The organism is Mesonia aestuariivivens, from assembly GCF_019311235.1.
In the GTDB taxonomy this organism is placed as follows: Bacteria; Bacteroidota; Bacteroidia; order Flavobacteriales; family Flavobacteriaceae; genus Mesonia; species Mesonia aestuariivivens.
In genome coordinates, this window is sequence record NZ_JAHWDF010000002.1 from 115,496 (window position 1) to 141,040 (window position 25,545).

26 protein-coding genes are annotated in these 25,545 nt (G+C 32.1%); 15 read left to right on the plus strand and 11 right to left on the minus strand.

From position 1 onward, the window contains the following. Window positions 1-3: 3 nt before the first annotated feature. Window positions 4-1,398 carry a GFO_1087 family putative carboxy terminal peptidase gene (locus KW502_RS02170; protein WP_219038892.1) on the minus strand — a complete coding sequence of 465 codons (1,395 nt, stop codon included), beginning with the start codon at window positions 1,396-1,398 and terminating at the stop codon, window positions 4-6. Between the two features lie 78 nt (window positions 1,399-1,476). Between KW502_RS02170 and KW502_RS02175 the strand changes: the two genes are divergently transcribed. The 5 genes from KW502_RS02175 to KW502_RS02195 all read left to right on the plus strand — a co-directional run bounded on the left by KW502_RS02175 (window position 1,477) and on the right by KW502_RS02195 (window position 5,375). Continuing rightward, window positions 1,477-2,037 (plus strand): GFO_1088 family ECF-type sigma factor, encoded by a 561-nt coding sequence (locus KW502_RS02175; protein ID WP_369412504.1) that lies wholly within the window; start codon window positions 1,477-1,479, stop codon window positions 2,035-2,037. Continuing rightward, window positions 2,024-2,491, plus strand: coding sequence for a PG0215 family putative anti-sigma factor (locus tag KW502_RS02180; protein ID WP_219038893.1), 468 nt, complete (start codon window positions 2,024-2,026; stop codon window positions 2,489-2,491). The genes KW502_RS02175 and KW502_RS02180 overlap by 14 nt, the downstream gene beginning before the upstream one ends. 4 nt (window positions 2,492-2,495) lie before the next feature. Next, a complete protein-coding gene (locus KW502_RS02185; protein WP_219038894.1) occupies window positions 2,496-3,005 on the plus strand; it encodes a GFO_1090 family protein in 510 nt (169 codons plus the stop codon). Between the two features lie 13 nt (window positions 3,006-3,018). Continuing rightward, entirely contained in the window at window positions 3,019-3,630 is a 612-nt protein-coding gene (locus tag KW502_RS02190) for a GFO_1091 family lipoprotein (protein WP_219038895.1), read from the plus strand. A gap of 122 nt (window positions 3,631-3,752) precedes the next feature. Continuing rightward, window positions 3,753-5,375 (plus strand): dihydroxyacetone kinase subunit DhaK, encoded by a 1,623-nt coding sequence (locus tag KW502_RS02195; protein WP_219038896.1) that lies wholly within the window; start codon window positions 3,753-3,755, stop codon window positions 5,373-5,375. 63 nt (window positions 5,376-5,438) lie between these two features. On the opposite strand, the gene KW502_RS02200 is transcribed toward KW502_RS02195, so the two are convergent. From KW502_RS02200 to KW502_RS02220, 5 genes are all read right to left on the minus strand, one after another. Then, window positions 5,439-5,678, minus strand: coding sequence for a hypothetical protein (locus KW502_RS02200; RefSeq protein WP_219038897.1), 240 nt, complete (start codon window positions 5,676-5,678; stop codon window positions 5,439-5,441). Window positions 5,679-5,735: 57 nt separating this feature from the next. Continuing rightward, window positions 5,736-6,467: a head GIN domain-containing protein gene (locus tag KW502_RS02205; protein ID WP_219038898.1), complete on the minus strand. Its 732-nt coding sequence runs from the start codon at window positions 6,465-6,467 to the stop codon at window positions 5,736-5,738. A 31-nt stretch (window positions 6,468-6,498) separates the two neighbouring features. Next, window positions 6,499-8,253 carry a PspC domain-containing protein gene (locus KW502_RS02210; protein WP_219038899.1) on the minus strand — a complete coding sequence of 585 codons (1,755 nt, stop codon included), beginning with the start codon at window positions 8,251-8,253 and terminating at the stop codon, window positions 6,499-6,501. Then, the gene (locus tag KW502_RS02215) at window positions 8,246-8,590 is read right to left on the minus strand and encodes a PadR family transcriptional regulator (protein ID WP_219038900.1); all 345 of its coding nucleotides are present in this window, start codon (window positions 8,588-8,590) and stop codon (window positions 8,246-8,248) included. The genes KW502_RS02210 and KW502_RS02215 overlap by 8 nt, the downstream gene beginning before the upstream one ends. Before the next feature lie 235 nt (window positions 8,591-8,825). Beyond that, window positions 8,826-9,314: a DUF4870 domain-containing protein gene (locus KW502_RS02220; protein WP_219038901.1), complete on the minus strand. Its 489-nt coding sequence runs from the start codon at window positions 9,312-9,314 to the stop codon at window positions 8,826-8,828. Window positions 9,315-9,513: 199 nt separating this feature from the next. Between KW502_RS02220 and KW502_RS02225 the strand changes: the two genes are divergently transcribed. Then, on the plus strand, window positions 9,514-9,969 hold the full coding sequence (locus KW502_RS02225) for a DUF4442 domain-containing protein (RefSeq protein ID WP_219038902.1): 456 nt from the start codon (window positions 9,514-9,516) through the stop codon (window positions 9,967-9,969). A gap of 167 nt (window positions 9,970-10,136) precedes the next feature. Continuing rightward, the gene (locus tag KW502_RS02230) at window positions 10,137-10,331 is read left to right on the plus strand and encodes a hypothetical protein (protein WP_219038903.1); all 195 of its coding nucleotides are present in this window, start codon (window positions 10,137-10,139) and stop codon (window positions 10,329-10,331) included. Between the two features lie 34 nt (window positions 10,332-10,365). On the opposite strand, the gene KW502_RS02235 is transcribed toward KW502_RS02230, so the two are convergent. After that, entirely contained in the window at window positions 10,366-11,214 is an 849-nt protein-coding gene (locus KW502_RS02235; protein WP_369412505.1) for an aldo/keto reductase, read from the minus strand. A gap of 147 nt (window positions 11,215-11,361) precedes the next feature. Between KW502_RS02235 and pyrR the strand changes: the two genes are divergently transcribed. From pyrR to KW502_RS02275, 8 genes are read left to right on the plus strand one after another with little or no spacing between them, the layout of a single operon-like run. After that, the gene (gene pyrR, locus KW502_RS02240; RefSeq protein WP_219038904.1) at window positions 11,362-11,901 is read left to right on the plus strand and encodes a bifunctional pyr operon transcriptional regulator/uracil phosphoribosyltransferase PyrR; all 540 of its coding nucleotides are present in this window, start codon (window positions 11,362-11,364) and stop codon (window positions 11,899-11,901) included. Window positions 11,902-11,919: 18 nt separating this feature from the next. Then, window positions 11,920-12,849, plus strand: coding sequence for an aspartate carbamoyltransferase catalytic subunit (locus tag KW502_RS02245; protein ID WP_219038905.1), 930 nt, complete (start codon window positions 11,920-11,922; stop codon window positions 12,847-12,849). 4 nt (window positions 12,850-12,853) lie between these two features. After that, a complete protein-coding gene (locus tag KW502_RS02250) occupies window positions 12,854-13,201 on the plus strand; it encodes a ribonuclease Z (protein WP_219038906.1) in 348 nt (115 codons plus the stop codon). Between the two features lie 31 nt (window positions 13,202-13,232). Next, entirely contained in the window at window positions 13,233-14,141 is a 909-nt protein-coding gene (locus KW502_RS02255) for a ribonuclease Z (protein WP_219038907.1), read from the plus strand. A 60-nt stretch (window positions 14,142-14,201) separates the two neighbouring features. After that, the gene (gene pdxH / locus KW502_RS02260) at window positions 14,202-14,852 is read left to right on the plus strand and encodes a pyridoxamine 5'-phosphate oxidase (RefSeq protein WP_219038908.1); all 651 of its coding nucleotides are present in this window, start codon (window positions 14,202-14,204) and stop codon (window positions 14,850-14,852) included. Window positions 14,853-14,881: 29 nt separating this feature from the next. Next, a complete protein-coding gene (locus tag KW502_RS02265) occupies window positions 14,882-15,370 on the plus strand; it encodes a SixA phosphatase family protein (protein ID WP_219038909.1) in 489 nt (162 codons plus the stop codon). Then, window positions 15,370-17,436 (plus strand): polyphosphate kinase 1, encoded by a 2,067-nt coding sequence (gene ppk1 / locus KW502_RS02270; RefSeq protein ID WP_219038910.1) that lies wholly within the window; start codon window positions 15,370-15,372, stop codon window positions 17,434-17,436. The genes KW502_RS02265 and ppk1 overlap by 1 nt, the downstream gene beginning before the upstream one ends. Window positions 17,437-17,450: 14 nt before the next feature. Then, a complete protein-coding gene (locus KW502_RS02275) occupies window positions 17,451-18,344 on the plus strand; it encodes a Ppx/GppA phosphatase family protein (RefSeq protein ID WP_219038911.1) in 894 nt (297 codons plus the stop codon). Between the two features lie 97 nt (window positions 18,345-18,441). Here the strand turns inward: KW502_RS02275 and KW502_RS02280 are convergent, their stop codons facing one another. The 4 genes from KW502_RS02280 to KW502_RS02295 form a co-directional block, all read right to left on the minus strand. Then, window positions 18,442-21,540 (minus strand): efflux RND transporter permease subunit, encoded by a 3,099-nt coding sequence (locus KW502_RS02280; protein WP_219038912.1) that lies wholly within the window; start codon window positions 21,538-21,540, stop codon window positions 18,442-18,444. Between the two features lie 18 nt (window positions 21,541-21,558). Next, the gene (locus tag KW502_RS02285; protein WP_219038913.1) at window positions 21,559-22,659 is read right to left on the minus strand and encodes an efflux RND transporter periplasmic adaptor subunit; all 1,101 of its coding nucleotides are present in this window, start codon (window positions 22,657-22,659) and stop codon (window positions 21,559-21,561) included. Between the two features lie 3 nt (window positions 22,660-22,662). Further along, entirely contained in the window at window positions 22,663-23,979 is a 1,317-nt protein-coding gene (locus KW502_RS02290; protein WP_219038914.1) for a TolC family protein, read from the minus strand. A 231-nt stretch (window positions 23,980-24,210) separates the two neighbouring features. Then, a complete protein-coding gene (locus tag KW502_RS02295) occupies window positions 24,211-25,413 on the minus strand; it encodes a sensor histidine kinase (protein ID WP_219038915.1) in 1,203 nt (400 codons plus the stop codon). Between the last annotated feature and the right edge of the window lie 132 nt (window positions 25,414-25,545).

The following is a 25,545-nucleotide window of genomic DNA, read 5'->3' on the forward strand; positions in this document are numbered from 1 at the left end:
ATTTTATTTTTCTAGATCATCAACGTACATGCGTTGGTAGTTAGGTTTGTTCATTTCACTTTCTCCAATTTCTTTAAATTTGAGTTTGTTATTATTTTTAGTTGTAGCAAATCTTCCAAAGCTTACTTGGTTTAAAGCAGCAGCCAATAAAGGCTCGTTAGGATTTCCTAACTCACCAAGATTAGCATAATCTTCTTCTATTAGCGTGCTAGGCGTTAAACCATCTATATAACCTGTATCACCGTTAGCATTTACAGATTTTAAAATTAAAGGTTGCATGGCGTAACGATGATTAATATTTGCTCCTACTCTCGAGAAATTAGGCGAATCGTAAAGTGTTACAGAGCCTTGAAATTTACCTGTTGTATTGGTGCCAATTTGTTCTACTTCAATATAAGGTCTTAAAGAGTTAATTAATAATTCACTAGCTGAAGCTGTACTACCAGTAGTTAACACATAAAGTTTATTAAGATTTAAACTATTAATTACGGCTCCACTACTAATTTGATTATTGAATAAACGTTCTTCATTTGTGTAGTTTTGATTGTAAACTTGTGTTGTGAAAATTTCACCTTCAAACTGTCCGGTAACCATGCTGGCTAAATCATTACTTGTTTCTATGCTGCCGCCGCCGTTGTAACGCAAATCAATAACTAAATCATTAATATTTTCAGCTTGAAATTCAGCAAATGCAGCATTTAATGCATCGTCAAAATTTCTATTAAAAGCATTGTACATTAAATAACCCACTTTTCTAGAAGGTAAATCAATCGTTTTAACGATATGTACAGGGTTTTCTGTGTATTCAACTTTTGTAAGATTTATACTCTCATCAAGTTGAATGAGAGTGTCATCTTCAATAGTAGCCAATCCAATAGTATAGTTTTCTTGTTCTAATAATGAGTTATAATTAGTTAGATTAAGAATAGTTCCATCTATACGATTAAATAGCATTCCTCTTTCAACGCCTTTATCTGAAGCAGACGTATTTGGTAAAATATATCTTACATAACCAAAAATGTCATTAGTGCTTTCAATTAAGACTAAGCCAAATTTCATTCCATTGCTTTTAGATATTCCCGCAAGATTATTTTCAAGTTCTCTGTAGTCTGAAACAATAACACTAAACCGATCTTTTTCTTGATCTATAAGTTCATCAAATAATTCTTCTGGAGTGTTGTAATTATTTATAAAACTAGAAGATTCTTCTAAAGTTACTTCATCTGCTAAAATGTCTACATTGGCTTTATAGAGATAAAACTGGTCTAAACCACGGTAAACAAAATCTTTAATTTCTTTGCTAGAAGCGGCATATTTTACATCATCTTGATCATCAAAGCAAGAGGTTAACGAAATAACTGTCAATAAAAAAAATAGGTAAGTAAATTTAAATTTCATCTTTTCGATTTAAAAAGTATAACTCTAAAAATACTCACAATATTATAATTTGAAAATTTATTGTAACAAAATTTAAATATGTTCGTCACCCTAATGTATAGCGAAAGCAAAACGAATGAACCAAAACGAATGAACCAAAACGAATTTTTAATTTTTATAGAACCTATTAAAGACAAAATGTACAGGTTGTCTTTGCGTTTATTGGTTTCTAAAGAAGCAGCTAAAGATGCGGTTCAAGAAGTGTTTGTGAAATTGTGGAATAAAAAAGATAAGCTCAAAGATTATGATAATCCACATGCTTTTGCGATAACAGTCACAAAAAACCACTGTCTCGATCAATTAAAATTAAAGAATAATAATAACTTAAGTATTGTTCATAATAATTATGAAGATGAAAGTAAATCAGTTCAAAAACATTTAGAAGCTAAAAATGAATTAGAACTTGTGGCCGAAATCTTAAAAGGTTTAAGCCAGCAAGAGCAAACATTAATTCAACTTAAAGATGTAGAACAATTAGAATATGATGAAATTATAGCAATTACTGGGATGAAACCTACCGCTATTCGTGTGGCTTTATCTCGAGCAAGAAAAAAAATTAGAAAAGAAATTTTAAAAAAACACCACTATGGAACTGTCTAATATAAATATTCTACTCAATAAATATTTTGAGGCAGAAACTACGCTAGCCGAAGAAAAAGAACTCGAAGCCTATTTTTTATCAGGCAATGTAGCTCCAGAATTAGAAGAGTATATTCCGTTATTTAGCTTTTTAGAAAAAGAAAGAACAATCAAAGCCTCGTCAGGCATAGAATTTGAAATGCCATTTAAAAAAGAGCGACATACTCGTTATACTTCAAAATATAAATGGTTAAGTGTTGCTGCCAGCGTAGCTGTTATATGCTCTGTATTTTGGTTTACACAACAGAATAAAAATTACGCTAATAAAACCGAGCCTGTAAGTTCTGAAATTGCCATGCAAAATACACAAGATTTACTGTTAATGATGACAGAAGCAGTAGCTACAAGTAAAGAGCAATTAAACTATTTAAATCAGTTAAATAAGACAAAAGATAAATTAATCAAAAAACAATAACCCCATGAAAAAGTTAATCATTTTTATTACACTAGCTATATTTCCTTTGTTTATACAAGCACAAAGTTTTAGTAAGTACGCAGATATGAAAGGCGTAAGCTCAATGGTAATGACTAGCGAAATGTTTAAGTTATTAGCAGATATAGATTTTGAAAGCGGCGATCCAGAAGTAAAGCGCTACATCAAGCTTATCGAAAATTTAGAAGATATTAAAATTTTGACGACAAAAAATGTTTCTATTTCTAGTAAAATGACAGCAGATGTTAATAGTTATTTAACAAGTTCTGTTATGAATAAATTAATGGCTTTTAAAGATGAAGGTAAAGAAGTTGTATTTTATACCAAACCTGGTTCTAAAGCAGGTTATGTAAGTCAATTATTCATGTTCATGAAAGGCGAAGAGACGGTTATTATGTCTATTACGGGAGATATAGATTTAAGAGAAGTCTCTAGACTAGCTCAAGATTTAGAAGTACCTGGAGCAGAACAATTAAAAAACGTGAACAAAAAATAAGATTAAATTTGCTATGAAAAATATTAATAAATTATGCTTGCTTTTCACTATTGTTATGTTAGTCGCTTGCAACAAAGAACCTTCGCTTCAAAAATACTATGTAGAACACCAAGACGATAATAATTTTGTGATGTTAGATGTACCTTCTAGTTTATTTTTAGGCGATAACTCTAAGCTTTCAGAAGAAGATCAAAAAGTGATTCAATCTATTAAGAAAGCTAATGTTTTGGCATTGCCAGTGACTGAAAATAAAACAAAAATTTACCTTAAAGAAAAAAATACCGTAGAGTCTATTCTTAATGATGAAAAATATAAGGTACTAATGAGGTTTGGAAGTTCTGGAAGTAACGTGAGAATCATGTATTTAGGCGATAAAGATGCTATAGATGAAATTATTGTGTATGCAAATGATGAAACTAAAGGTTTTGCGGTAGCTAGATTATTAGGTGATGATATGAACTTCTCTGCTATTATGAATTTAATGAAATCGGCTTCAAAAGGAGATGTAAATATAAATTTAAACGGACTGGGAGGTTTCTTAAAAGAAATTGATAATAAATCAGAAACAAAAACGATCACAGAAGATAGCCTTAAAATTGAAGAAGAATCAGATCTAGGAGTTTAAACTATTTTAATTTAAATGAGTAAAAAAAGCGAGTTATTTTAACTCGCTTTTTTTGTAATCTTAACTCTACTCATTATATAAAGAACTTATGTTTTTATTAATTTTATAAAAAACATATACTCATGAAATTTTTTATAAATAAATCAAAGCAAGTTGTAGATGAAGGTTTACAAGGCTTACTTACCGATCCTAAACTCACTAAACTAGACACTTTTCCAGAAGTAAGAGTTGTGCTTCGTAAAGAAATAGATCCTAACAAAGTTGCTGTCATTTCTGGTGGTGGTTCTGGTCACGAGCCTGCCCATGCAGGTTTTGTTGGAGAAGGCATGCTTACTGCTGCCGTTTGTGGAGATATTTTTGCTTCGCCCTCTGTAGATGCTGTGCTATCGGCTATCGTGGCGACTACCGGAAAAAAAGGCTGCTTGCTCATTATCAAAAACTATACGGGTGATCGCCTTAATTTTGGTCTCGCAGCAGAACAAGCACGCGAGATGGGGTATAAAGTTGAAACAGTAATTGTTGGTGATGATATTGCACTAGGTAAAGATGTAGAACAACGAGGCTTAGCAGGGACTTTATTTGTACATAAAACTGCTGGATATTTAGCAGAACAAGGAAAAGACTTAGCAGAAGTTGCTAAAATGGCTAGAAAAGTAGCAACACAAACTTTTTCTATAGGTTTATCATTAGAAGAAGGACAGAAATTTCAAAATCCTGAAAGCTCACGTTTATCATCTTCAGAAGCAGAATTGGGTTTGGGTATTCATGGTGAACCAGGCGTAGAGACCATAGCTATGGATAATGCCGAATGCTTAATGAAAAAGGCACTTCAAAAATTAGAAGAATACCTTCCTTCTAGCAAAGAATCTTACGCACTTTTATTAAATAATTTAGGAAGTGTTACTCCAATAGAAATGAATATTTTATTGTATGAATTTCAAAAATCTTCTTTAGCTAAACACGTAAAACTACTAGTAGGTCCGTCACAAATGATGACTTCATTAAATATGAATGGGTTTTCTATATCTTTATTAGTTTTAGATAACGAAATTAAAAATGCATTAACTGCGACTGCTGAACCAGCATCTTGGATTATTAAACAATTTGCTGAAATCACTGAGATAAAAAGTCCAGAATTACCAGAAACATTACCTTTCGATTCTTCTAAAAATGAGCCTGTAGAAAAAGCTTTAAAGATTATTACTGAAGAATTAATAGATTTAGAAAAAGAACTAAACGCTATAGATGAAAAAGTAGGAGATGGAGATGCGGGTTCTACTTTTGCTACAGGTGCTAAAAAACTTCAAGAAGTACACCAGCAACTTCCTTTTGCTAATTACGCTGAATTATTAATTACCATAGGAAGAATTTTAGCTCGTGAGACCGGTGGTTCTAGTGGCGTTTTACTTTCTATTATGTTTACCAGAGCAGGAAATGCTTATAAAGAAAGTGAACATTTAGGAAAAGCATTAAATGAAGGTTTACAAAAAATGAAAGAATTTGGTGGAGCAGAAGAGGGGCAACGTACTATGATAGATGCTTTACAACCGGCATTTACAATATTAGCTGAAGGCGGAAGCTTAGAAGAAGCTGCCCAAAAGGCTAGAGAAGGCGCTAACAAAACAAAAGAAATAACGAATACAGATTTTGGAAGATCTTCTTATTTATCTGAAGATTCTTTAAAAGATATTCCAGACCCAGGAGCTGAAGCGGTAGCTAAAGTTTTTGAAAAATTAACAAAGTAGTCTCAAAAAACAAACCCCACATCACGGTGGGGTTTATTTTTTATAATTTTAAAAAAAGTATGATTAATCTTTATAATCTACTTTTTTCTTTTCAACGTTTCCGTTTTCATCTTTTTTAATTTTAACTTCTTTCTCGCTGTCTTCCATTTTTATTTTTTCTCCATCGTCGCTAACGTCAATATTTGCGTTTTCTTCCATCTCAACACCTTCAACTTCATTAGTATCTTCGCTTTTTTCTTCTCTACAAGAGATTAATGATACACTAATGGCGAATGCTAACGTTAAAAATTTTAATCCTTTCATTGTAAATTAATTTTTGGTTTAAGCGGTAAAAGTAATCAATAATATCTTAAAGATTTGCTAATCTTCTTCGTGATCTATATTTCCGCCAGAAATACTTTCGTGAATTGAAATTTTTTCAGGATTACCGTAATAATCTATATTTCCGCCTGAAGAAGCCTTTGCTGTAAGAGAACCTTCGTTATAAATATCTATATTTCCGCCAGAACTAGCTTTTACATCGCATTCTTTTGTTTTTAATTTTTTGGCTTTTATTCTAGAACCGCTACTAGATTCTCCTTCAAAATAAATAGAAGTTCCTTCTAGTTCGATGCGTGCGCCACTAGAAGCGTCTACGATTGCTTTTTTTACTTTTAAATTTAATTGAATAGAAGAACCGCTGCTAGCGTCTATCTCTAAATTTTCTTGTTCAAAAGTATCTTTAGCTTCTATTGTAGAACCACTAGAAGATTTTACTAAATCTAAATTTTCGGTATAATAAACAGTTAATTGTCTTGTGCCAGATTGAATATTATTTTTACTTCCTAAGGTTAGTCGCTGTTCACGAATATTATAATCTAACTGTTCAATTAAGTTTTGATTGGCTCTCACTTCAAGTTTATTTTCTTTACCTTTTATTAATTTTACTTTCCAGCCGCTTTCAGTTTTAATTTCAGTAAAAGTATCGTCAAGTGAAATGTTTTTAGTGACAATTTCTCCTTTTCCTTGTATTCCTGAAATATCAAATTTACACGAGACTGCTACTAAAGACAGTATAAGCACTAAATAAATTTTGGTTAGTTTACTTCTCATAATGTTATTTTTTAGTGGTTTAAAGTTATTTTTATTCTTCATTTTGAAGAGTTTTTTCAGTTTTATTGATTTGCTGCTGTGTTGATTGGTCTTTGTCTTGATACCAATCATCATCGGTTTTGTAATTAACTTTTTCTTTCTTTAAAAGCGTTTCATTTTCTTCATCTATATCATCACTATTAAAATCTTCATTTTCTAGTGGGCAAGTGTTGCATAATGTTTCTCTATTGCCAATGGTTAAAAATTGACCTTCTTGACCTGAACGTAAGATATCTTCATAATAACTCGAATTGTGATGATAAGAATTTGTATTCTCTTCAGCCATAAGTGTACTACCTACTGGTAAATATATGGTGATTGTAATTTGTTGATCATTAAACATATTTTCTGCTGGTGTCGTAAAATAACCATCTAATTTAAGCACATGATTTATAAATTTGCTTTTATAATTTATAGCGCTTGCTCGTTGTCGAGCTACTTGGTGGCTTTTGCCTTCTGCCTGCTTTGTAATTTGTAGTTTACTTATAGAATCACGGGTAGATTTTATGATTAAACGGATATCTCTGGAATGGATTATTTTTTCTGAATTTTCATTTAGTTTAATTTTCATTCCGCTATCTCTAGAAAGGTCGCTTCCGTAAAAATGATCATTATTCATACCTAGAAATAATGTATCTTTAGCTGTGATAGGTAAAAGTTCTGTAGTGGTCACTTCTCCTTCAAAAGCACGTTCTGTAGCTTGTCTTATTCCGAGAAAAGAAATTATAAAAATTGATATTAACCACAATCCTAATAAACCTAATTTTATAGGCGTACCTATTGATCTAAGATTATTTACAAGAATTTTTAGACCTAATATAAATAAAAAGAACATAGGTATACCTGCTGCAAAGAAGATAAGTAAACTTGCCAGCCAAATTGGTATTCCAATATTTGCGAGCTCTACATAATCTATCCACGGAGCATCAAATAAGCCAAAAGTACCAATGCTAAGTAAACTAAAGAGTAAACCTATTAGTGCAGAACCAGAAATGAGTACGATAATGACACCTATAAATTTCATTACAATTTTAAGTAAAGTGACAAAAGCATCACCAGCACTTTTAAAGAAGTTATTGGCTCCATTATTTACTTTTTGACCATATTTTTGATAGTCTACATCTTTCATTTTTCCCGCAACCGAATCAAAACCTTCTTTTACCTTACGTTCTATATTACTTATGTTTATGGGTTCACCACGCATTTCTAATTTTTCTGCCGTGGTTAGTGCTTCTGGCATAATCATCCAAAAAATAATGTAAACGAGTAAAAACGTTCCAGTAGTAATGATAGTAGTGATGATAAATAAAATTCTAACCCAAACTGGATCTATACTAAAATAATGACTTAATCCTGAGCTTACTCCTGCCACATAAGAGTTGTCGGTATCACGGTAAAGTTTTTTATTTTTTTTATCGGTTTTAGAGTTAGTTTTAGTGTGTTCATAAGAATAATTGGTTTCTTCATCTTCAAAAATATCATCATCTACTTTATAATCTTCAGGTTGTCCCATGATGGCTATCACTTCTTCTACCTGAATTATTCCTATAACTTGCTGATCTGTTTTTCTTTTTTCAGTAAAAAGTTCAGCAATACGTGCTTCTATATCTTGAATAATTTCTGTTCTTCCTTGAGAGTCTGTAAAAGATTGTTTAATGGCATCGAGGTAATTTTTTAGCTTTAGAAAAGCATCCTCATCAATATGAAAAAATATGCCGGCTAGGTTTATATTAACTGTCTTATTCATTTGATTGGTTTTTAGTCTTGGTTACAATAGAAACTGCATGATGTAAATTATTCCACGTATCGGTTAGTTCGGTAAGAAACAACCTTCCGGTGTCTGTAAGTCCGTAATATTTTCTTGGCGGCCCACTGGTAGATTCTTCCCAACGGTAGCTTAATAAACCTGCGTTTTTTAACCTTGTTAATAAGGGGTAAATGGTACCTTCTACAACCAATAGTTTGGCTTCTTTTAGCGTTTCTAAAATTTCTGCTACATAAGCATCGTTTTTATCTAAAATAGATAGAATACAATATTCTAAAACGCCTTTACGCATTTGCGCTTTGGTATTTTCAATTTTCATAAGGCATTTATTTTATATGCGTTAAACTGTTTGTATTTTGATTGATGATGAATGAGTTTTTTTATTTTTAATCTTTGATTTACCTCATTGAGATGGTCATAACTTACACAGAAATTTTTATCATTATTTTTTTTAAAAGAAGATGTTTTTGGAAGTTGATTACATACAAGTAATGCGATTAACAAAGAAAGTAGAATATTCATAGATGTTATTTTTTAGTTGGTTAGGCAATAGTTTATTCGATATCTTTTAATTCTTCTGGTGCTAATTTTATAAAATTAATACATAACGGATATTTATATATTTTTCCTTCTCTTGCTCTAAAGGTTGCGTTAATCACACATAAAATTTCTAATAAGAAAATAGCTAGACCAAGGAAAAGCATAATTGCGATAAAAATTATAAAAGGTGATGTAAAAAAAGGAGAGTGGTTGTTCATTACAAAATCACCACCAGAAGAAATATAGAATTGATCTATTTGCCCCAGATTAATTCTTAAAATAAGAAATCCAATTAATGTTATGGTAATTAAAATACTTACATAAAGAAATAAACTGAGCTGAAAATTTAGAGCTCGTTTAGCATGACCGCTCGAAAAAGGCTTCTCTTTATGTAAAACCCAAATTATTATTGGAATTAGAAAATTACCAAACGGAATAAAGTATTTACTAAAAGCTCCTAAATGAGCTACCGAACTGATTGTTTTTTGATTGATAGATTGCATAGTATACTAATTTCTTATGCAAATATATATCTAAAGAAAGGTATTGTGCAATACAAAGTACTAAAATTTAACATTTAGTGTATTTGTTTATCGTGTTGAAATTAAGTTTAATAACCTGATAATAGTAGTATTTTTAGGCAATTAGCGGGCAATTAAAATTAATTTGTTAACTTTAAAAACAGTTAAATTTTTTTAATAAATGAAATTTTCACCCAAGAATATATATCTATTTACGATGCTAAAATTACCTTCAGCATGGATTTGTGGAGTGCGCTTAACTGCAATTTCTTCAGAGAAATCTATAGTTAAAGTAAAGCATCGATGGATTAATCAAAATCCTTTTCAATCTATCTATTTTGCCGTTCAAGCAATGGCGGCAGAGTTGAGTACGGGAGCTCTAGTAATGCAATCTATAGAAACTACTCATCAAAATATATCTATGCTCGTCGCAGAAAATAATGCTAGTTTTTCAAAAAAAGCAACAGGACGTATCACGTTTAAATGTAAAGATGGTTTACACATAAATACAGCTATAGCAAAAACCATAACGAGTAAAGAAAGTCAAACCTGTTGGATGAAGTCTATTGGTAAAAATGAAGCAGGAGAAGTAGTGTCTGAATTCAATTTTAAATGGACTTTAAAACTGAAAGTTTAATTTAGTAAATGTTTAACAAAAAATGTTTTAAATTGAAAAAAATGAGAATTTAATAAATATTAAATATTTTATTGCTGAATTTGTATTTTATTTGTAAATTAGTCAATAAAATTAAATAGCTGCTTATAATAGAATTATACTTCACTAACTTTAAACTATTCAAATTTATGGCACGAGCGATGTTTGAATACACTAAGGAAATTTTAACTAAAGTAAGTTTTGATGTTTCTCTTTTTTGCAAAGAAGTAGAAAAAGCAATTACTCGCTTACTCCCTTACGAAATTGAGGAATTAAAAGTCTTTATTGTATTTCTATCTAGGCAAAACCCAAATCTTATAACAAGTCTTACGTATTTAAAATAATAGTAAAAGTCGCTTTTTTAAAAGCGACTTTTTTTTATTTAGAAAAGTGTTCCATAAAATGATCTGGATGTGCACCCGTTCTTTCATTTGTATGTAACGCATCAATTTTTTTTATTTCATCTGAAGATAATTGAAAATTAAATACAGCGGCATTTTCTTCAATTCTATTCTTGTGAACACTTTTAGGAATCGTTAAAATTCCCTTTTGCAAATCCCATCTGATGATGATTTGAGCTACACTTTTATTATATTTTCTAGCAATTTCAGTTAGGGTTTTATTATTCAAAATTTGTCCACGCATTAAAGGAGACCAAGCTTGATAATAAATATTTTGTTTTTTACAATAATCTATTAATTCTTGTTGTACCAATTTAGGGTGAAACTCATTTTGCAACACCATAGGTAAGATCGTGCCACTTTTTTTTATTGTTTCTAATTGATGTTTTAAACAATTACAAACACCAATGGCTTTCACTTTTCCTTCAATATATAATTTTTCTAAAGCTTGCCAGGTTTCTTCTAAAACATCGGGTACTGGCCAATGAATAAGGTATAAATCAAGATAATCTAAACCTAATTTTTTTATAGAAATTTCAAATGCTTTTAACGTGTTTTCGTAACCTTGATCGTCATTCCATACTTTAGTTGTGACAAAAATTTCATCTCTAGAAAGTTTACTTTCTCTAATCGCTTCACCTACACCTTTTTCATTTCCATAAAAACTAGCTGTATCAATTAAACGGTAGCCAGCATTTAATGCAAAACTAATGGCATTTTTAACTTCGTTTCCATCTTTAGATTTATATACGCCCAAGCCTAGGTATGGCATTTCAATTCCGTTATGAAGCGTTATTTTTCCCTGTATATCTGTAATGTTCATCATAGTTAGATTTAAAGTTGAATAAAAAAAAGTAACTTCTCATTCAATTTTACAAGAATTTAATATTTGCACCAAGCTTTAGTCAACATATATTCTCTGAAAACAATATTTTATTTACTTTTGTTTTTCAGAAAAAGAACACTTCTAAAGATGAGCCAAAAAATTTTACTCAACGCTAAAGAAATACAAATAATACTTCATCGGCTGGCTTGTCAACTTATCGAAAATCATCAGGGTTTTGAAGAGACTGTACTTGTAGGAATTCAGCCTAGAGGAATTTTCTTGGCAGAACGCATTCAGCAACTTCTTCAAAATGAATATAAAATTAAAGAGGTAAAAACAGGACGGTTAGATATCACTTTTTATAGAGATGATTTTAGACGAAGCGAAAAGCCTTTAGAAGCCAATACAACTAAAATTGACTTTTTAGTGGAAGATAAACGAGTAGTCTTTATAGACGATGTTTTGTATACTGGCAGAAGTATTCGGTCTGCATTAACTGCCATTCAATCTTTTGGAAGACCTAAAGAAATTGAATTATTAACCTTAATCGATAGAAGGTTTAGCAGACATTTGCCTATTCAGCCAGATTATAATGGCAGGCAAGTAGATGCAATTAACGAAGAAAAAGTAAAAGTGAATTGGGTTGAAAATGCAGGTGAAGACTGTGTTTACCTTATAAATGAATAGTAAATCAATAGTAAATCAATGGGGGAATTGAGTGTAAACCACTTACTTGGTATAAAATATATTACCAAAGAAGACGTAGATTTAATTTTTAAGACAGCAGATCATTTTAAAGAAGTGATTAACCGTCCTATTAAAAAAGTTCCGTCGCTTCGAGATATAACTATAGCCAATTTATTTTTTGAAAATAGTACAAGAACCCGACTTTCTTTTGAGCTTGCAGAGAAACGTTTAAGTGCAGATGTAGTTAATTTTTCAGCAGCATCTTCTTCCGTAAAAAAAGGAGAAACACTTATCGATACGGTTAATAATATTTTATCGATGAAGGTAGATATGGTGGTGATGCGTCACCCTAATCCGGGAGCAGGAGTATTTCTTTCACAACACGTTAATGCGAGTATTGTAAATGCGGGTGATGGAGCACACGAACATCCCACGCAAGCATTATTAGATTCATATTCAATTCGAGAAAAATTAGGAGAAGTTACAGGTAAAAACGTAGTGATTGTCGGTGATATTTTACACAGTAGAGTAGCCCTTAGCAATATATTTGCATTAAAGTTACAAGGAGCAAATGTCAAGGTTTGCGGTCCAAAAACGTTAATCCCAAAACACATTGAAAAATTAGGAGTAGAGGTAGAAACTAACCTAAGAAAAGCTTTAGAATGGTGTGATGTAGCTAATATGTTACGTGTTCAAAATGAGCGTATGGATATTAGTTATTTTCCGAGTACACGTGAGTACGTGCAACAATTTGGATTAAATAAAGACCTACTTGGTTCTTTAAATAAAGAAATTACCATTATGCACCCAGGGCCAATTAACCGTGGGGTAGAAATTACAAGTGATGTTGCAGATTCTGATCACGCTATTATATTAGATCAAGTTCAGAATGGAGTTGCAGTGCGTATGGCAGTCATTTATCTTTTAGCTTCTAAAATAAAGCAGTAAACCTATGAAACTTACAGAAAAAGAAAATTATAGTATTGTTGAAGATGATAAAAATGAAGTTGCAGGTTTTTCTAACTACTTAGAAAATCATGCTTACGACAAAATTAAAGATAAAAATATTGTTGTTGATATTTCTAAATACGGTGAATTAACTTTAAAAGAATTACTTTCATTTTTGCAATTATCAAATCAGCATCGTGCTAATAATCATTCTTTTGTAATTGTGAATGATACCATTAATATAGATCATATACCAGAAGAATTAATGGTTGTTCCTACATTATTAGAAGCTGGCGATGTAATACAAATGGATGAAATTCAGCGAGATCTTGGTGGTTTAGATGAATTTTAAATACCTTCCTCTAAAATTTTAATTTACCTCTATGGAAGTTACCATTTTAGGTTGCTATTCGGCTACCCCTAGAACATTCAACAATCCTACCTCACAGGTTTTAGAAATTAATAATCATTTATTTCTTATTGATTGTGGAGAAGGAACACAGGTTCAGCTGCGTAAAAGAAAAATAAAATTTGCTCGTATTAAGCATATATTTATTAGTCACTTACACGGAGACCACTTTTTTGGATTGATAGGACTTATCTCTACTTTCGGACTCTTAGATCGCAAGACAGAACTTCATATTTACGGACCAAAAGGAATTAAAGAAATTATTTTACTTCAACTAAAGTTATCAAAATCTTGGACCGGATATCCACTTTATTTTCACGAGCTTGATAAAACAACTCCAGAAGTTATTTTTGAAGATGAAAAAGTAACGGTAGAAACTATTCCGCTAGAACATCGCGTATATACCAATGGTTTTTTATTTAAAGAGAAAGTTGGCGATCGAAAATTACTGATTAATGAAGTACAGCAATACGAGATAGAGGTTGCCTATTACCGAAGTATCAAAAAAGGAAAAGATGTAACTTTAGAAGATGGTACAGTTATTCCAAACGAAAAAATAACTTCTCCTCCAGAAACTCCTAACAGTTATGCTTTCTGCAGCGATACTGTTTATAAACCTGAAATTACTCAGCAAATACAAGGAGTTACTGGTTTATATCACGAAGCTACATTTTTAGCACAGCACGAAAATTTGTGCGAAAAAACAAAGCATTCTACCGCAAAGCAAGCTGCACAAATTGCTGAATCTGCAAAAGTTCAGCAATTAATTTTAGGACATTATTCTACTCGATATGGTAATATTGAAGTCTTTAAAGAAGAAGCTAAAACTGTTTTTGAAAACGTCATTTTAGCGGAAGATGGTAAGGTGATTTCTTTCAATTAAAATTTTGTAAACTTTTAAAATTTGCTTTTCCTTTACCGGCATTTGCTTTAAATTGCAGGTATGGAAAAAAATTTAGAAGACTACCGAAAATCTTACGATAAATCAGAATTAAAAGAAGAAAATTTATTAGCAAATCCGTTAGATTTTTTTCAGAAATGGTTTAATGAAGCTGAAGAATCTAAGCTTGTAGATGAGCCTAATGCGATGACTATAAGCACCATTGGCTTAGATGGTTTTCCTAAAAGCAGAGTTGTGCTTTTAAAGAAAATTAAACCCGAAGGTTTTGTTTATTATACCAATTTTGAAAGTGAAAAAGGCTTGGCATTAGAGAAAAATCCTAAGGTTTGTTTATCATTTTTTTGGCCTGCACTAGAAAGACAAGTAATTATAAAAGGGCAGGTAGAGAAAATAAGTGAAGAAGAATCTACCGCTTATTTTAATTCACGACCTGAAGGCAGTCGTTTGGGAGCTTTGGTTTCTCATCAAAGTTCACCAGTACCTAATCGCGCTTATTTAGAAAAAAAATTGGCAGAATTAGAAAAAGAATATAAAGATAAAGAAATACAAAAACCAGAATATTGGGGCGGTTACTTAATTAAACCTTATTCATTTGAGTTTTGGCAAGGAAGACCTAATCGTTTGCACGATCGTTTTGTTTACCAGCAAACCAACGATAAAAACTGGGAAGAGCCAGTAAGACTTGCTCCTTAAAAATAACCTCACCAATTAAAATTTAATTTATGAAGAAACTTATAGTGGTAAGACACGGTAAATCTTCTTGGAAAAACGCAGACTTAGCAGACCATGACCGCCCTTTAAAAAAACGTGGTTATAACGATGCACAGCTTGTCATTAAGGCGTTCAGAACCTATTTTCAACATCCAGTAAAAATGATAAGCAGTTCTGCGAAGCGAGCTTTAACGACGGCAGAAATGTTTAAAGAAGGTTTAGAGGTGAACGATGATAATTTTGAAGTTCTTGCAGATCTTTACACTTTTCAAGTTTTAGAATTATTAGAGGTAATTAAAAATCAGCCTGATGAAGATAATAAATTGATGGTATTTGGTCACAATCCAGCGATGACACAATTGGTTAATTTTTTAGGAGATGAAGTAATTGAAAATTTGCCTACTACAGGCTTAGTCGTGATTGATTTTGAAGTTGAAAGTTGGAAAAGCATTAGCAATGGTAAAACATTAGTAAAATTATTTCCTAAAATGTTTAAATAATGGCAGTAAAAAATCAATATATAAATAGAGAATTAAGCTGGCTTCAGTTTAATGCAAGAGTTCTTCAAGAAGCCGCAGACGAGAGTGTTCCTTTAATAGAAAGACTTCGTTTTTTAGGAATATTTTCTAATAATCTAGATGAATTCTTTAAAGTTCGTTATGCTACGGTAAAACGTATTGAACAAGCAGGTAAAGGAGGGAAAAAAGCTTTGGGAGGCGTTACCGCTTCAGAATTATTAAAAGAAATAACTCATATTGTCATAGATCAGCAATCTACCAGTTTAGAGATTTTAGATCAAATACGAGGTGAACTAGAGAAGCATAAAATTTGCATCATCAAAGAAGATCAGGTTACAGATAAACAAGCTCAATTTGTGCAAGATTATTTTCTTCAAAAAGTAAGTCCGGCACTTGTAACTATAATTTTAAATGATTTAGATGAATTACCAAGACTAAAAGATAGTGCTGCTTATTTGGCGGTAAGAATGATTTTAGATGAAGATGGTGAAAAAGAAAAGAAATATATTTTAATCGAAATACCTCGGGGTATTGATCGTTTTGTAGAAATACCCTCAGAAGATGGTAATAAATACATTATTCTACTAGATGATTTAATTAGATTTAATTTAAAAAGTCTTTTCAGTATTTTTAATTATGAAAGTATTTCGGCACATATGATTAAAATTACTCGTGATGCCGAGTTAGATATGGCGGGAGATTTAACCAAGAGTTATATCGATAAATTACTTTCAAGCATAAAAGATAGAATAGAGGGGGAGCCGGTAAGGTTTGTATATGATAAAACTATAGGAAAAGACACCTTAAGTTTTCTACTTTCAAAAATGGGAATCGATGATTCTGATAGCTTAATTCCTGGCGGTAGGTACCATAATCGTCGAGATTATATGAAATTTCCTAGTTTGGGAGCTTCAGATTTATTGTATGAAAAGTATGCAGCTTTACCAATCAAAGGTTTAACGCTGCAAGGAAGTTTATTAGAGAAAATTTCTCAAAAAGATTATTTGCTATATGCACCTTACCATACTTTTTCTTATACGGTAAAATTTTTAAGAGAAGCAGCATTAGACCCAAAAGTAAAAACAATTAAGATTACGATTTATCGTTTAGCTGAAATATCACACATTGCCAGTTCATTAATTAATGCGGTTAAGAACGGAAAAAGTGTAACCGTTTCTATAGAGTTAAGAGCCAGATTTGATGAAGCTAACAATATTCGTTATGCAGAACAAATGCAGCGCGAAGGGGTGAAATTAATATTTGGAGTTCCTGGTTTAAAAGTACATTGTAAAGCTTGTGTTATCGAACGTTTAGAAAGCGAAAAAATAAAACGCTATGGTTTTATAAGTACTGGTAATTTTAATGAATCTACTGCAAAAGGATATACAGATTACACTTTGTTTACAGCTAATCAGTCTATTCTAAAAGATATTATTAAAGTATTTAATTTTTTCGAAATAAATTATAAAGTAAATAAATACAAGCATTTAATTGTTTCTCCTCATTATTCCAGAACTACTTTTGAACGCTTAATAGATAATGAAATTAACAATGCAAAATTAGGTAAGCCTAGCGGAATGAAAATTAAGCTGAATAGTTTGTCAGATTATAAAATGATTGATAAATTGTATGAAGCAAGCAGAGCAGGAGTGAAAATAAAACTTATTGTTCGAGGTATTTGTTGTTTAATTCCTGGAGTAGAAGGGATGAGTGAAAATATTGAAGCTATTAGCATAATCGATAAATATTTAGAACATCCACGTTTGTACATTTTTGAAAATGGAGGAGAACCTAAGACTTATATCTCTTCAGCCGATTGGATGACTAGAAATCTTGACAATCGGGTAGAAATTTCTTGTCCTATATATCAAAAAGATATTCAGCAAGAATTGTTAGACACCTTCAATATTTGTTGGAGTGATAATGTAAAAGCAAGAGATTTTTCAGCTATCGAAGAAAACGCATACATTAACAATCAGCAAGCTAAAGTAAGAAGCCAATTTGCAACTTATGATTATTATCTAGAGAAATTGGCTAGTAAAGAATAAAAATAAAACTATACGTGCTAAAAATTAGAAAATACGCCGCTATCGATATTGGTTCTAATGCAGTGAGGTTATTAATCTCTACCATTACAGAACCAGAAAATAAAGAAACGACATTCAAAAAAACTTCTTTAGTTCGAGTCCCCATACGTTTGGGTGCTGATGTTTTTGTTTACGGAAATATTTCTGAAGAAAACATGAGTCGAATGAAAGATACGATGCGTGCTTATAGTCTGTTAATGCAAACCCATAAAATTGAAAAATATAAAGCTTGTGCTACTTCAGCAATGCGCGATGCAGAAAATGGCGAAAAGTTAGCCAATGAGATTTTAGAAGATTGCGGTATTGAAATTGAAATAATCGATGGGGAACATGAGGCAGCAATTATTGCAGCAACAGACTTGCATGAACTTATACAAGATGATAAAACCTACTTATATGTAGATGTAGGTGGTGGAAGTACTGAATTTACTTTATTTACTGAAGGCAAAACAGTAGCTTCAAAAAGTTTTAAATTAGGAACTGTACGACTGTTAAATGATATGGTTGATGATTCTCTGTGGAAAGAAGCTGAAGAATGGGTGAAAAAACAAACCAAGCCTTACACCAAAATATCTCTAATAGGTTCTGGCGGAAACATTAATAATATTTTTAAAAGTAGCGGAAAAAAAACAGGAGATCCATTAAGCTACCTTTATTTAAGCTCTTACTATCAGCTATTAAATTCATTTACATATGAGGATCGTATTTCTACCTTAGGGTTAAATACTGACCGTGCAGATGTGATTATACCTGCCACAAAAATTTATTTATCAGCGATGAAGTGGAGTAGATCAAAAAGTGTTCATGTCCCTAAAATTGGATTAGCAGACGGAATTATTAAATCGCTTTATAACGAAAATAAAAGATAATCTTAGTGTTTTATAGAAAAACAAATGGCTTTATCTAATGATAAAGCCATTCTAAAAAAGTAGAAATCAAAAAAAACTAACCAAATCAACTAAAACTCTACTTCTTATCTGTGTCTGTTTTCTTTCTATAAAACATATAGAATATTTGTGGCAATACGGTAAACGATAAGAACATACAGATTAACAAACCACCAACAATCATTATCGCTAAAGGTTTTTGTACCTCAGACCCCATTCCGTTAGAAAGTGCTGCAGGAAGTAATCCTAACGATCCCATCAAGGCAATCATCACTACTGGACGAATTCTACTATAAACTCCTTCAGATATTGCTTCTTTTAACGACATATGTTCTAAATTTTCTTTCATCACGGCGACTAGAATAATACCGTCTATCGTACAAACTCCAAAGAGAATGATAAACCCGATTCCTGCTGAAATTCCGAAGATCGTTCCTGTTAACCATAGTGATATAAAGCCACCGATAAAAGCAAATGAAAGTGTAGAAATACAAATAATCGTATCTTTTATATTTCCAAAATTCATATACAATAAGAAGACAATTAAAAGAAGTACTGCCGGAACAATATAAGTTAGCTGTTTAGTAGCACGCTCTTTACTTTCAAACTCACCAGCCCATTCTACTTTGGTATTAGTAGGGAAATTAATCTCTTCATCTACCGCTTTTTGAGCATCGGCAATGGTACTTCCTAAATCTCGTCCGTCAATACTAAAACCAACTCCGGTGTATCTACTACTTCCTTCACGGTAAATAAATGCAGGTCCGGTTTTAAATTCAATATCCGCAATATTTTTCAGCGGAACTTTTTTATCGTTTAGCGTAGGAATAAGAATATTACCTATCTCTTCTTCGCTATCTCGATAAGGTTCATCAAATCTGATTTGAAGATCAAATTTACGTTCATCTTCATAGAAAGAAGAAGCTGTTTTTCCGCCAATCGCCATTTCGATAACGGCTTGCGCATCTTCAGTACTTACGGCATATTGCGCCATTTTATTTTCTGATAAGCTAATGCGCAATTCTGGTAAGCCTATATTTTTATAAACCAAAACATCGGTTATTCCGTCAATCTTACTAATGGTTTCTGCCACTTGATTGGCTTGATCTTCCATTAAAAATAAATTGTCGCCAAAAATCTTGATTACTAATGAGCTCTTAACTCCGGCAACATATTCTTCTACATTGTCTTGAATGGGTTGCGAGAATCCGAAATTGATTCCTTTAAATACCTCTAAAGAATCTTTCATTTCGCTAATCAATTCATCTTTGGTAAGATTTCTTTTCCAATCGTCTCTCGATTTTAATTCGATATGAAATTCATTATTGAAAAAACCTGTAGGGTCGGTTCCATCGTTAGGTCTTCCAGTTTGGTTCAGTACAAATTTAACTTCATCAAAAGAGCGTAATTTTTGTTTAATTTTTTTACCAGCTTTTACCGATTCTTCTAAACTTACACTGTTGGGCAATGTGGCTCTAATGTAAAGCGCACCTTCATTTAACTGCGGAATAAATTCTGTTCCGTAATTCATTAATTTGAATATACATACTGCGAAAAGTGCGACAAAAAGCGTCATTGTAACTTTTCTATACTTACTTGCTGCGTTGAAAATTCTAAAAATATTTCCGCGGAAAAAATTCACTACAGGATTATTTTTAACCGTAATATGTTTGTTTAGTAGTACTTTACACATTGCAGGAACTAAAGTTAAGCTTAAGAGAAGCGAACCTAAAAGTGCATATCCTAACGTAAAAGCTAGCGGACTAAACATTTTACCTTCTACCTTTTCAAAAGAAAAAATAGGGAAAAGCGCTATAATCAAAATAAGTTGGGCAAAGAAAATGTGGGGGGCTACTTTGCTTACACTTTTTCTTATGATATCTCCTTTAGAGATTTGCTTATAGCGCTCAAACCCTAATTCAACAGATTTCTCTTCTAATTTTACATAAACGGCTTCGACAATCACCAATGTTCCCTCCAGCAACAATCCAAAATCTAAGGCTCCCATTGAGATTAAATTGGCTGGCATTCCTTGTATTTTCAATAATATAATACTGAATAAAAAGGATAGCGGAATAATAATCGCTACGGTGATGGTTGTTCTCCAATCGAATAGAAAAACTAATACAATTAATGAAACCAGTACAATCCCTTCTACTAAATTGGTGCTTACCGTTTTTACAGTAGAGTTTACCAATTCGGTACGATCGATAAACGATTTTATTTTTACATCGTCAGGTAGAATACGCTCGTTAAGTTCTTCAATTTTGTTTTTTAGGCGTTCAATGACTTCCGCAGGATTCTCTCCACGCAGCATTACCACAATTCCTTCAACTACATCTTCATCGTCATCTAAACTTACTTGTCCTAATCTTGGTTTTGCTGAAATTGCTACTTTGGCTACGTTTTTAACTAAAACCGGAGTTTGATTATGGGTGGTAATTAATGTGTTTTCAATATCTTCTATACTGGTTAACAAACCAACCCCACGAACAACATACGCCTGTTGTCCTTTCTGAATCATATCTCCACCAACATTAATATTACTTTTCGTAATCGCTTCGTAAAGATCTAACGGGGTAAGATCGTATTGCTCTAAAGCAGTAGGATTTACCTGAATTTGATAGGTTTTTTCTTCGCCACCAAAACTCTGCACATCAGATATCCCTGGTACGGCAAGAAGTTCTCGCTCGATTACCCATTCTTGAATGGCAGATAATTCTTTTATAGGACGTTCACTCTCGATTACATACCTGAAAATTTCTCCAGTAGCTCCGTAAGGCGGATCGATTTCTGGATCTGATCCTTCTGGTAAATCTACAACTTGCAAACGATTGGCTGCATATTGTTGTGCGTAGAAATCGTCTACGCCGTCTTCAAAAATAATTGTTAGTACGGATAAACCAAATAATGAAATGGAGCGAACATCAGACTTTTTAGGAATGGTATTCATCTTTTTCATCATTGGTAGCGTGACAAATTTTTCTACTTCTTCTGCACTTCTACCTGGCCACTGAGTAATAATTCTTGCCCGTGTATTCGTTACATCTGGGAAAGCCTCAATAGGCGTGTGTATATAGCTATAAATTCCTGCGGCGGCTAATAATCCTGTTAAAAAAAATACGATTAAGGTATTTTTTAAAGAAAATGAGACCAGCGCATTAGTTAACTTTTCCATAGTAATGTTTACTTGTATTTAATTAATTGATGTGCTGTTATCGAAAATCAACAAGGTGTTATTGGTCACAATTTGATCGCCTTCTTTTAGCCCTTCTTTAATGTAATATGAGTTTTCATCTTTAGACAAAATTTTCACTTCACTCACTTTAGCACTACATTCATCTTCCAACTTAACGATGTAGTAAGCATTGTTGCTAAATACGACTGATTTCGCAGGAATATGAGGTGCTTTTTCTTGTGTGTTATTTTTTACAATGGCTTCTACGCGTAGGCCTGGTTTAAGAAATAAATCTTTATTCTCTAATATAATTCTCGCTTTTAAAACATTTTCGTTAGGCTCAAATACATTAGAAATACGGCTTATTTTTCCTTTAAAAATTCGATCTGGGTAACTGCTAGACTTTATATTAACCGGCATTCCTTCTCGCACTGCATCAATATCGGTAGCGTAAATATTTACATTTACCCAAACTTCATCTAGATCTGAAATGGTAAATAAAGGATCACCTTCGGCTCCAATTTGCATTCCTGCAGAAATTTTATTGTCGACTACAAATCCGCTTCTTGGTGCTTTAATTTGAAACACTCCTTTTTCTGGACTCGCGCTATAAAGTTTCAGGTTGGTTTGTAGCTTTTGAAGATCTGATTCTAGATTTTGCTTTTCACTTTTTGCTGAAATCAATTCTTTTTCGGAAGCAATTCCATCATCATAAAAACTTTGCGTAGATTGTAATTGTCGCTTAGCAACTTCAAGATTCGCTTTAATTTGTTTTACTTCAGCTTCAATACCATTAAGTTCTGTACTTTTAATTTCAGCTAAAACCTGATTTTTTTCTACTTTATCTCCTAAAGTGAAATACGTATTGGTAATGATTCCACCTACTAAACTTACGTAATTAACGACCGCATTTGGATTATAGGCCACCACACCGTTTAAGCGTAAACTTTTCAGCACGCTGTCATTAGTAATTTGCATAGGTTGAAGTTCAGAAACTTCTTTTTGAGTAAAGCATTTTTGCTTTTTAACGATAGGTTTAGCTTCTTCTTTGCAACCAAAAAGTATAGCAGATCCCATTATAAATAGAAATGAGATCTTCACGTTTTTTAAATAGTTCATTAGTTAGGGGGTGTTTATTTCTAGTCCGGTACTATGTTTTAATTCTTCTAAATCGTCTAAATATTCCTGTTCATTTTCCAAAATCGTGCGTTTGGTATCGATGTAGGATTCTAGAAAATCCATATAAGTGATAATATTGATAGATTGTAATTTGAAATATTCGGTATAAGCATCCATTACTTGGTCTAAACCTTTAATATATTCTGTATCGATATCATCGAAAAAGTGAGCGGCTTCTAAATAATTTTGGTAGTTTTTACGAATCTCTTCGCGTACTTCTAAAAGTTTATTTTCATTGAAATAATTTTGTTGTTCTATCGCAAATTGAGTTTTTTTGATATTTCCTTTATTACGGTCAAAAAATGGGAGGTCTATTGAAAAACCAAAGCCAATAAAATCTTGTAGAATATTACCACCACGGTCATAGCCCACAGATAGAGCTAGATCTGGTACCGCCATCGCTTTTTCATAGCTTAATTCTTTTTGTATTCGTTGTATATCTAATTTGCTAATCGCAACATCAGGGCGATTTTTTAAAGCTTCTTCTTGTAAGTAATTTAAGGTGTAATTAAAAGGAAGTTGGTATTCTCTATCTGGATTAAACGTAGATCCAAAAGAAAGTCTGGTATTTTCAGGAAGATTAAGCATTACAACTAATTCTTCATTAAGCTCGTTTAGTGCTTTTCGTTCTTCAATTAAATCATCTTTAATACTTAATAAAGAAGCTTGTAAACGAATTAATTCTGCTTTATTTACATTTCCTTGGTCGTATTGTTTTTGGTAAGCATTTACAATATTTTCTAAAGACGTTAATTGCCGGTTGAGCATAACTGCATAACTATCGTGAAACTGAAATGAATAAATGGTCTTTCTAAACTCAGTTTTAAGACTTAGCAAAAAATCTTCTAAATACGATTGCGCCATTTCTGCTGAAACTTTGGCAAGCGCTACTCGTTTTTTACGCTTCCCAGCAGTTTCAATAACTTGCTCTATTTGAGCTGAAATTTGACGAAATCTTCCAAAACTGTCACTGCCAAAAAGGCTAGGCTGCTTTTCTCCTGTTTTTTTCTGGTAATCTGCTGTCCACAGGTTAACTTCATCAACCTCTAGTGTTGGGTTTGGCCATACTTTTGCCTGAATCACTTCGGCATCTGCCATATCTATAGCTAAACGTTCAGCAAGAATCGATAAATTATTCTCGAGAAGAATGTTTTCTGCTTGCTTTAAATCTAATTGTAATGTATCCTGTGTTTGCGCTTGAATATTGCTTAACCCAAAACAAACGCCAAGAAGTAATAGATAAATTTTTCTCTTTTGCATTTTCTTATTTTGATGATACAAAAGAAGAAAACGAAGCTTAGAGTAAAATTTGTTCTACATTAAAAACAGATTAAAGTAGATTAGAATTTTCTAATGTTGTGAAAATCCTTTTTCGTCATTCCAGACTTGATCTGGAATCTCATAAAGATTTAAATAATAGTTTTTGGAGAATGCGACCCTGAGTCAAGTTCAGGGTGACGGTATCTTATTTCTGAATTATAATCTTTTTTATCACTGCGGAAATTCAAGCTGAATTTTAGTGTAGTTTTTTAGCTCACTGGTGATAGAATATTCAATTTGATGCAACTGAAAAATCTTTAACGCAATGCTCATTCCTAGTCCGTTTCCTTGGAAATTTGTCGTGTTTTGGCCGCGATAAAATGGTTGATTAATGTGTTTTAAATCTTGTTTTGAAATACCAATCCCGTGGTCTGATACTTGTAATTGTAAGCGATTTTTGTTTTTAGAAAGTTGAATTTCAACAATTTCAGATTTAGAAAATTTAGCCGCATTTTCAATAATATTAAACAGCGCCATATAGAGTAGGGTTTCATTGCCTTTAAATTGAAGTAAATTAAAATCTTTTGGTGAAATTGCCAATTCAACATTAAATCTTTCTTCGGAATAAGCTGGTGCTAACTTTTCGATAATCTCCCAAATAATTTCGTCAATTCTAATTTGCTCTTTTAGCTGAACATTTTTATTAAGATTAGAAAGCGTAAGTAGGTTTTCTAAAATGCTTTTTAATTGCTGAGCATCTTGTAAAACTCGTTCTGAAGTTTCTTTATAATCTTCGTTATTTCGATCTCGTTGTAAACTAATTTCTAACTGATTAATAATGCTGGCTAGTGGAGTTTTAAGTTCGTGTGAAGAAAAATCTACAAAATTCTTTTGCTGCTCGTAGCTCGATTCAATTTCAATTAAAAGATTATTAAAAGCCTGAAAAAGTTCTTCTAATTCATCTTTAGAACTTTTGTAAGAAAGTTGCAGCGGACTTTTATTTAAATTAAGATTATTAACTTGTTTAATAATATTTCTAACTGGTTTATAAGCTAATTTGGATAGGTGAGAGGTTAGAAAAATAAGAATGAGCATTGCTACGCAAAAACTAATTGCTAAAATACTAATTAATCTCTTTTTCTGACTTTGAATAAGCGGATTGGTAGCTTTTACTAAGACCACAAAATCTCCTTGATTATCCTTATAAAATAGGCCGTGGTAATAGGTGTCGTTTTCCCGAAAATTGAGTAGGCCTTCTTCTTTAATTTTTTCTATGCTTTCACTCCAATCGTGTTTTACTTCTTTCGTGTTGAATGAAATATCACCGCGTTCATTAAAAATACTTACTTCTTGATCTGAACTAAGATTATAGAACGCATTTTGTATAGGCTGAAATCCTTTTTGGCTTAATTCATCTCTTTCTAGGTAGAACATAGCTGAAATTTTAGCAGTTCTAGAAAGTTCTTGAAAATAGATATTTTTTGTGCTTTGGTAAAAGGCGACGTAAATAACAATCGAGGACCCCAGAAATATGAATCCGAAAATTAAACTTGAAATTAATGTTAT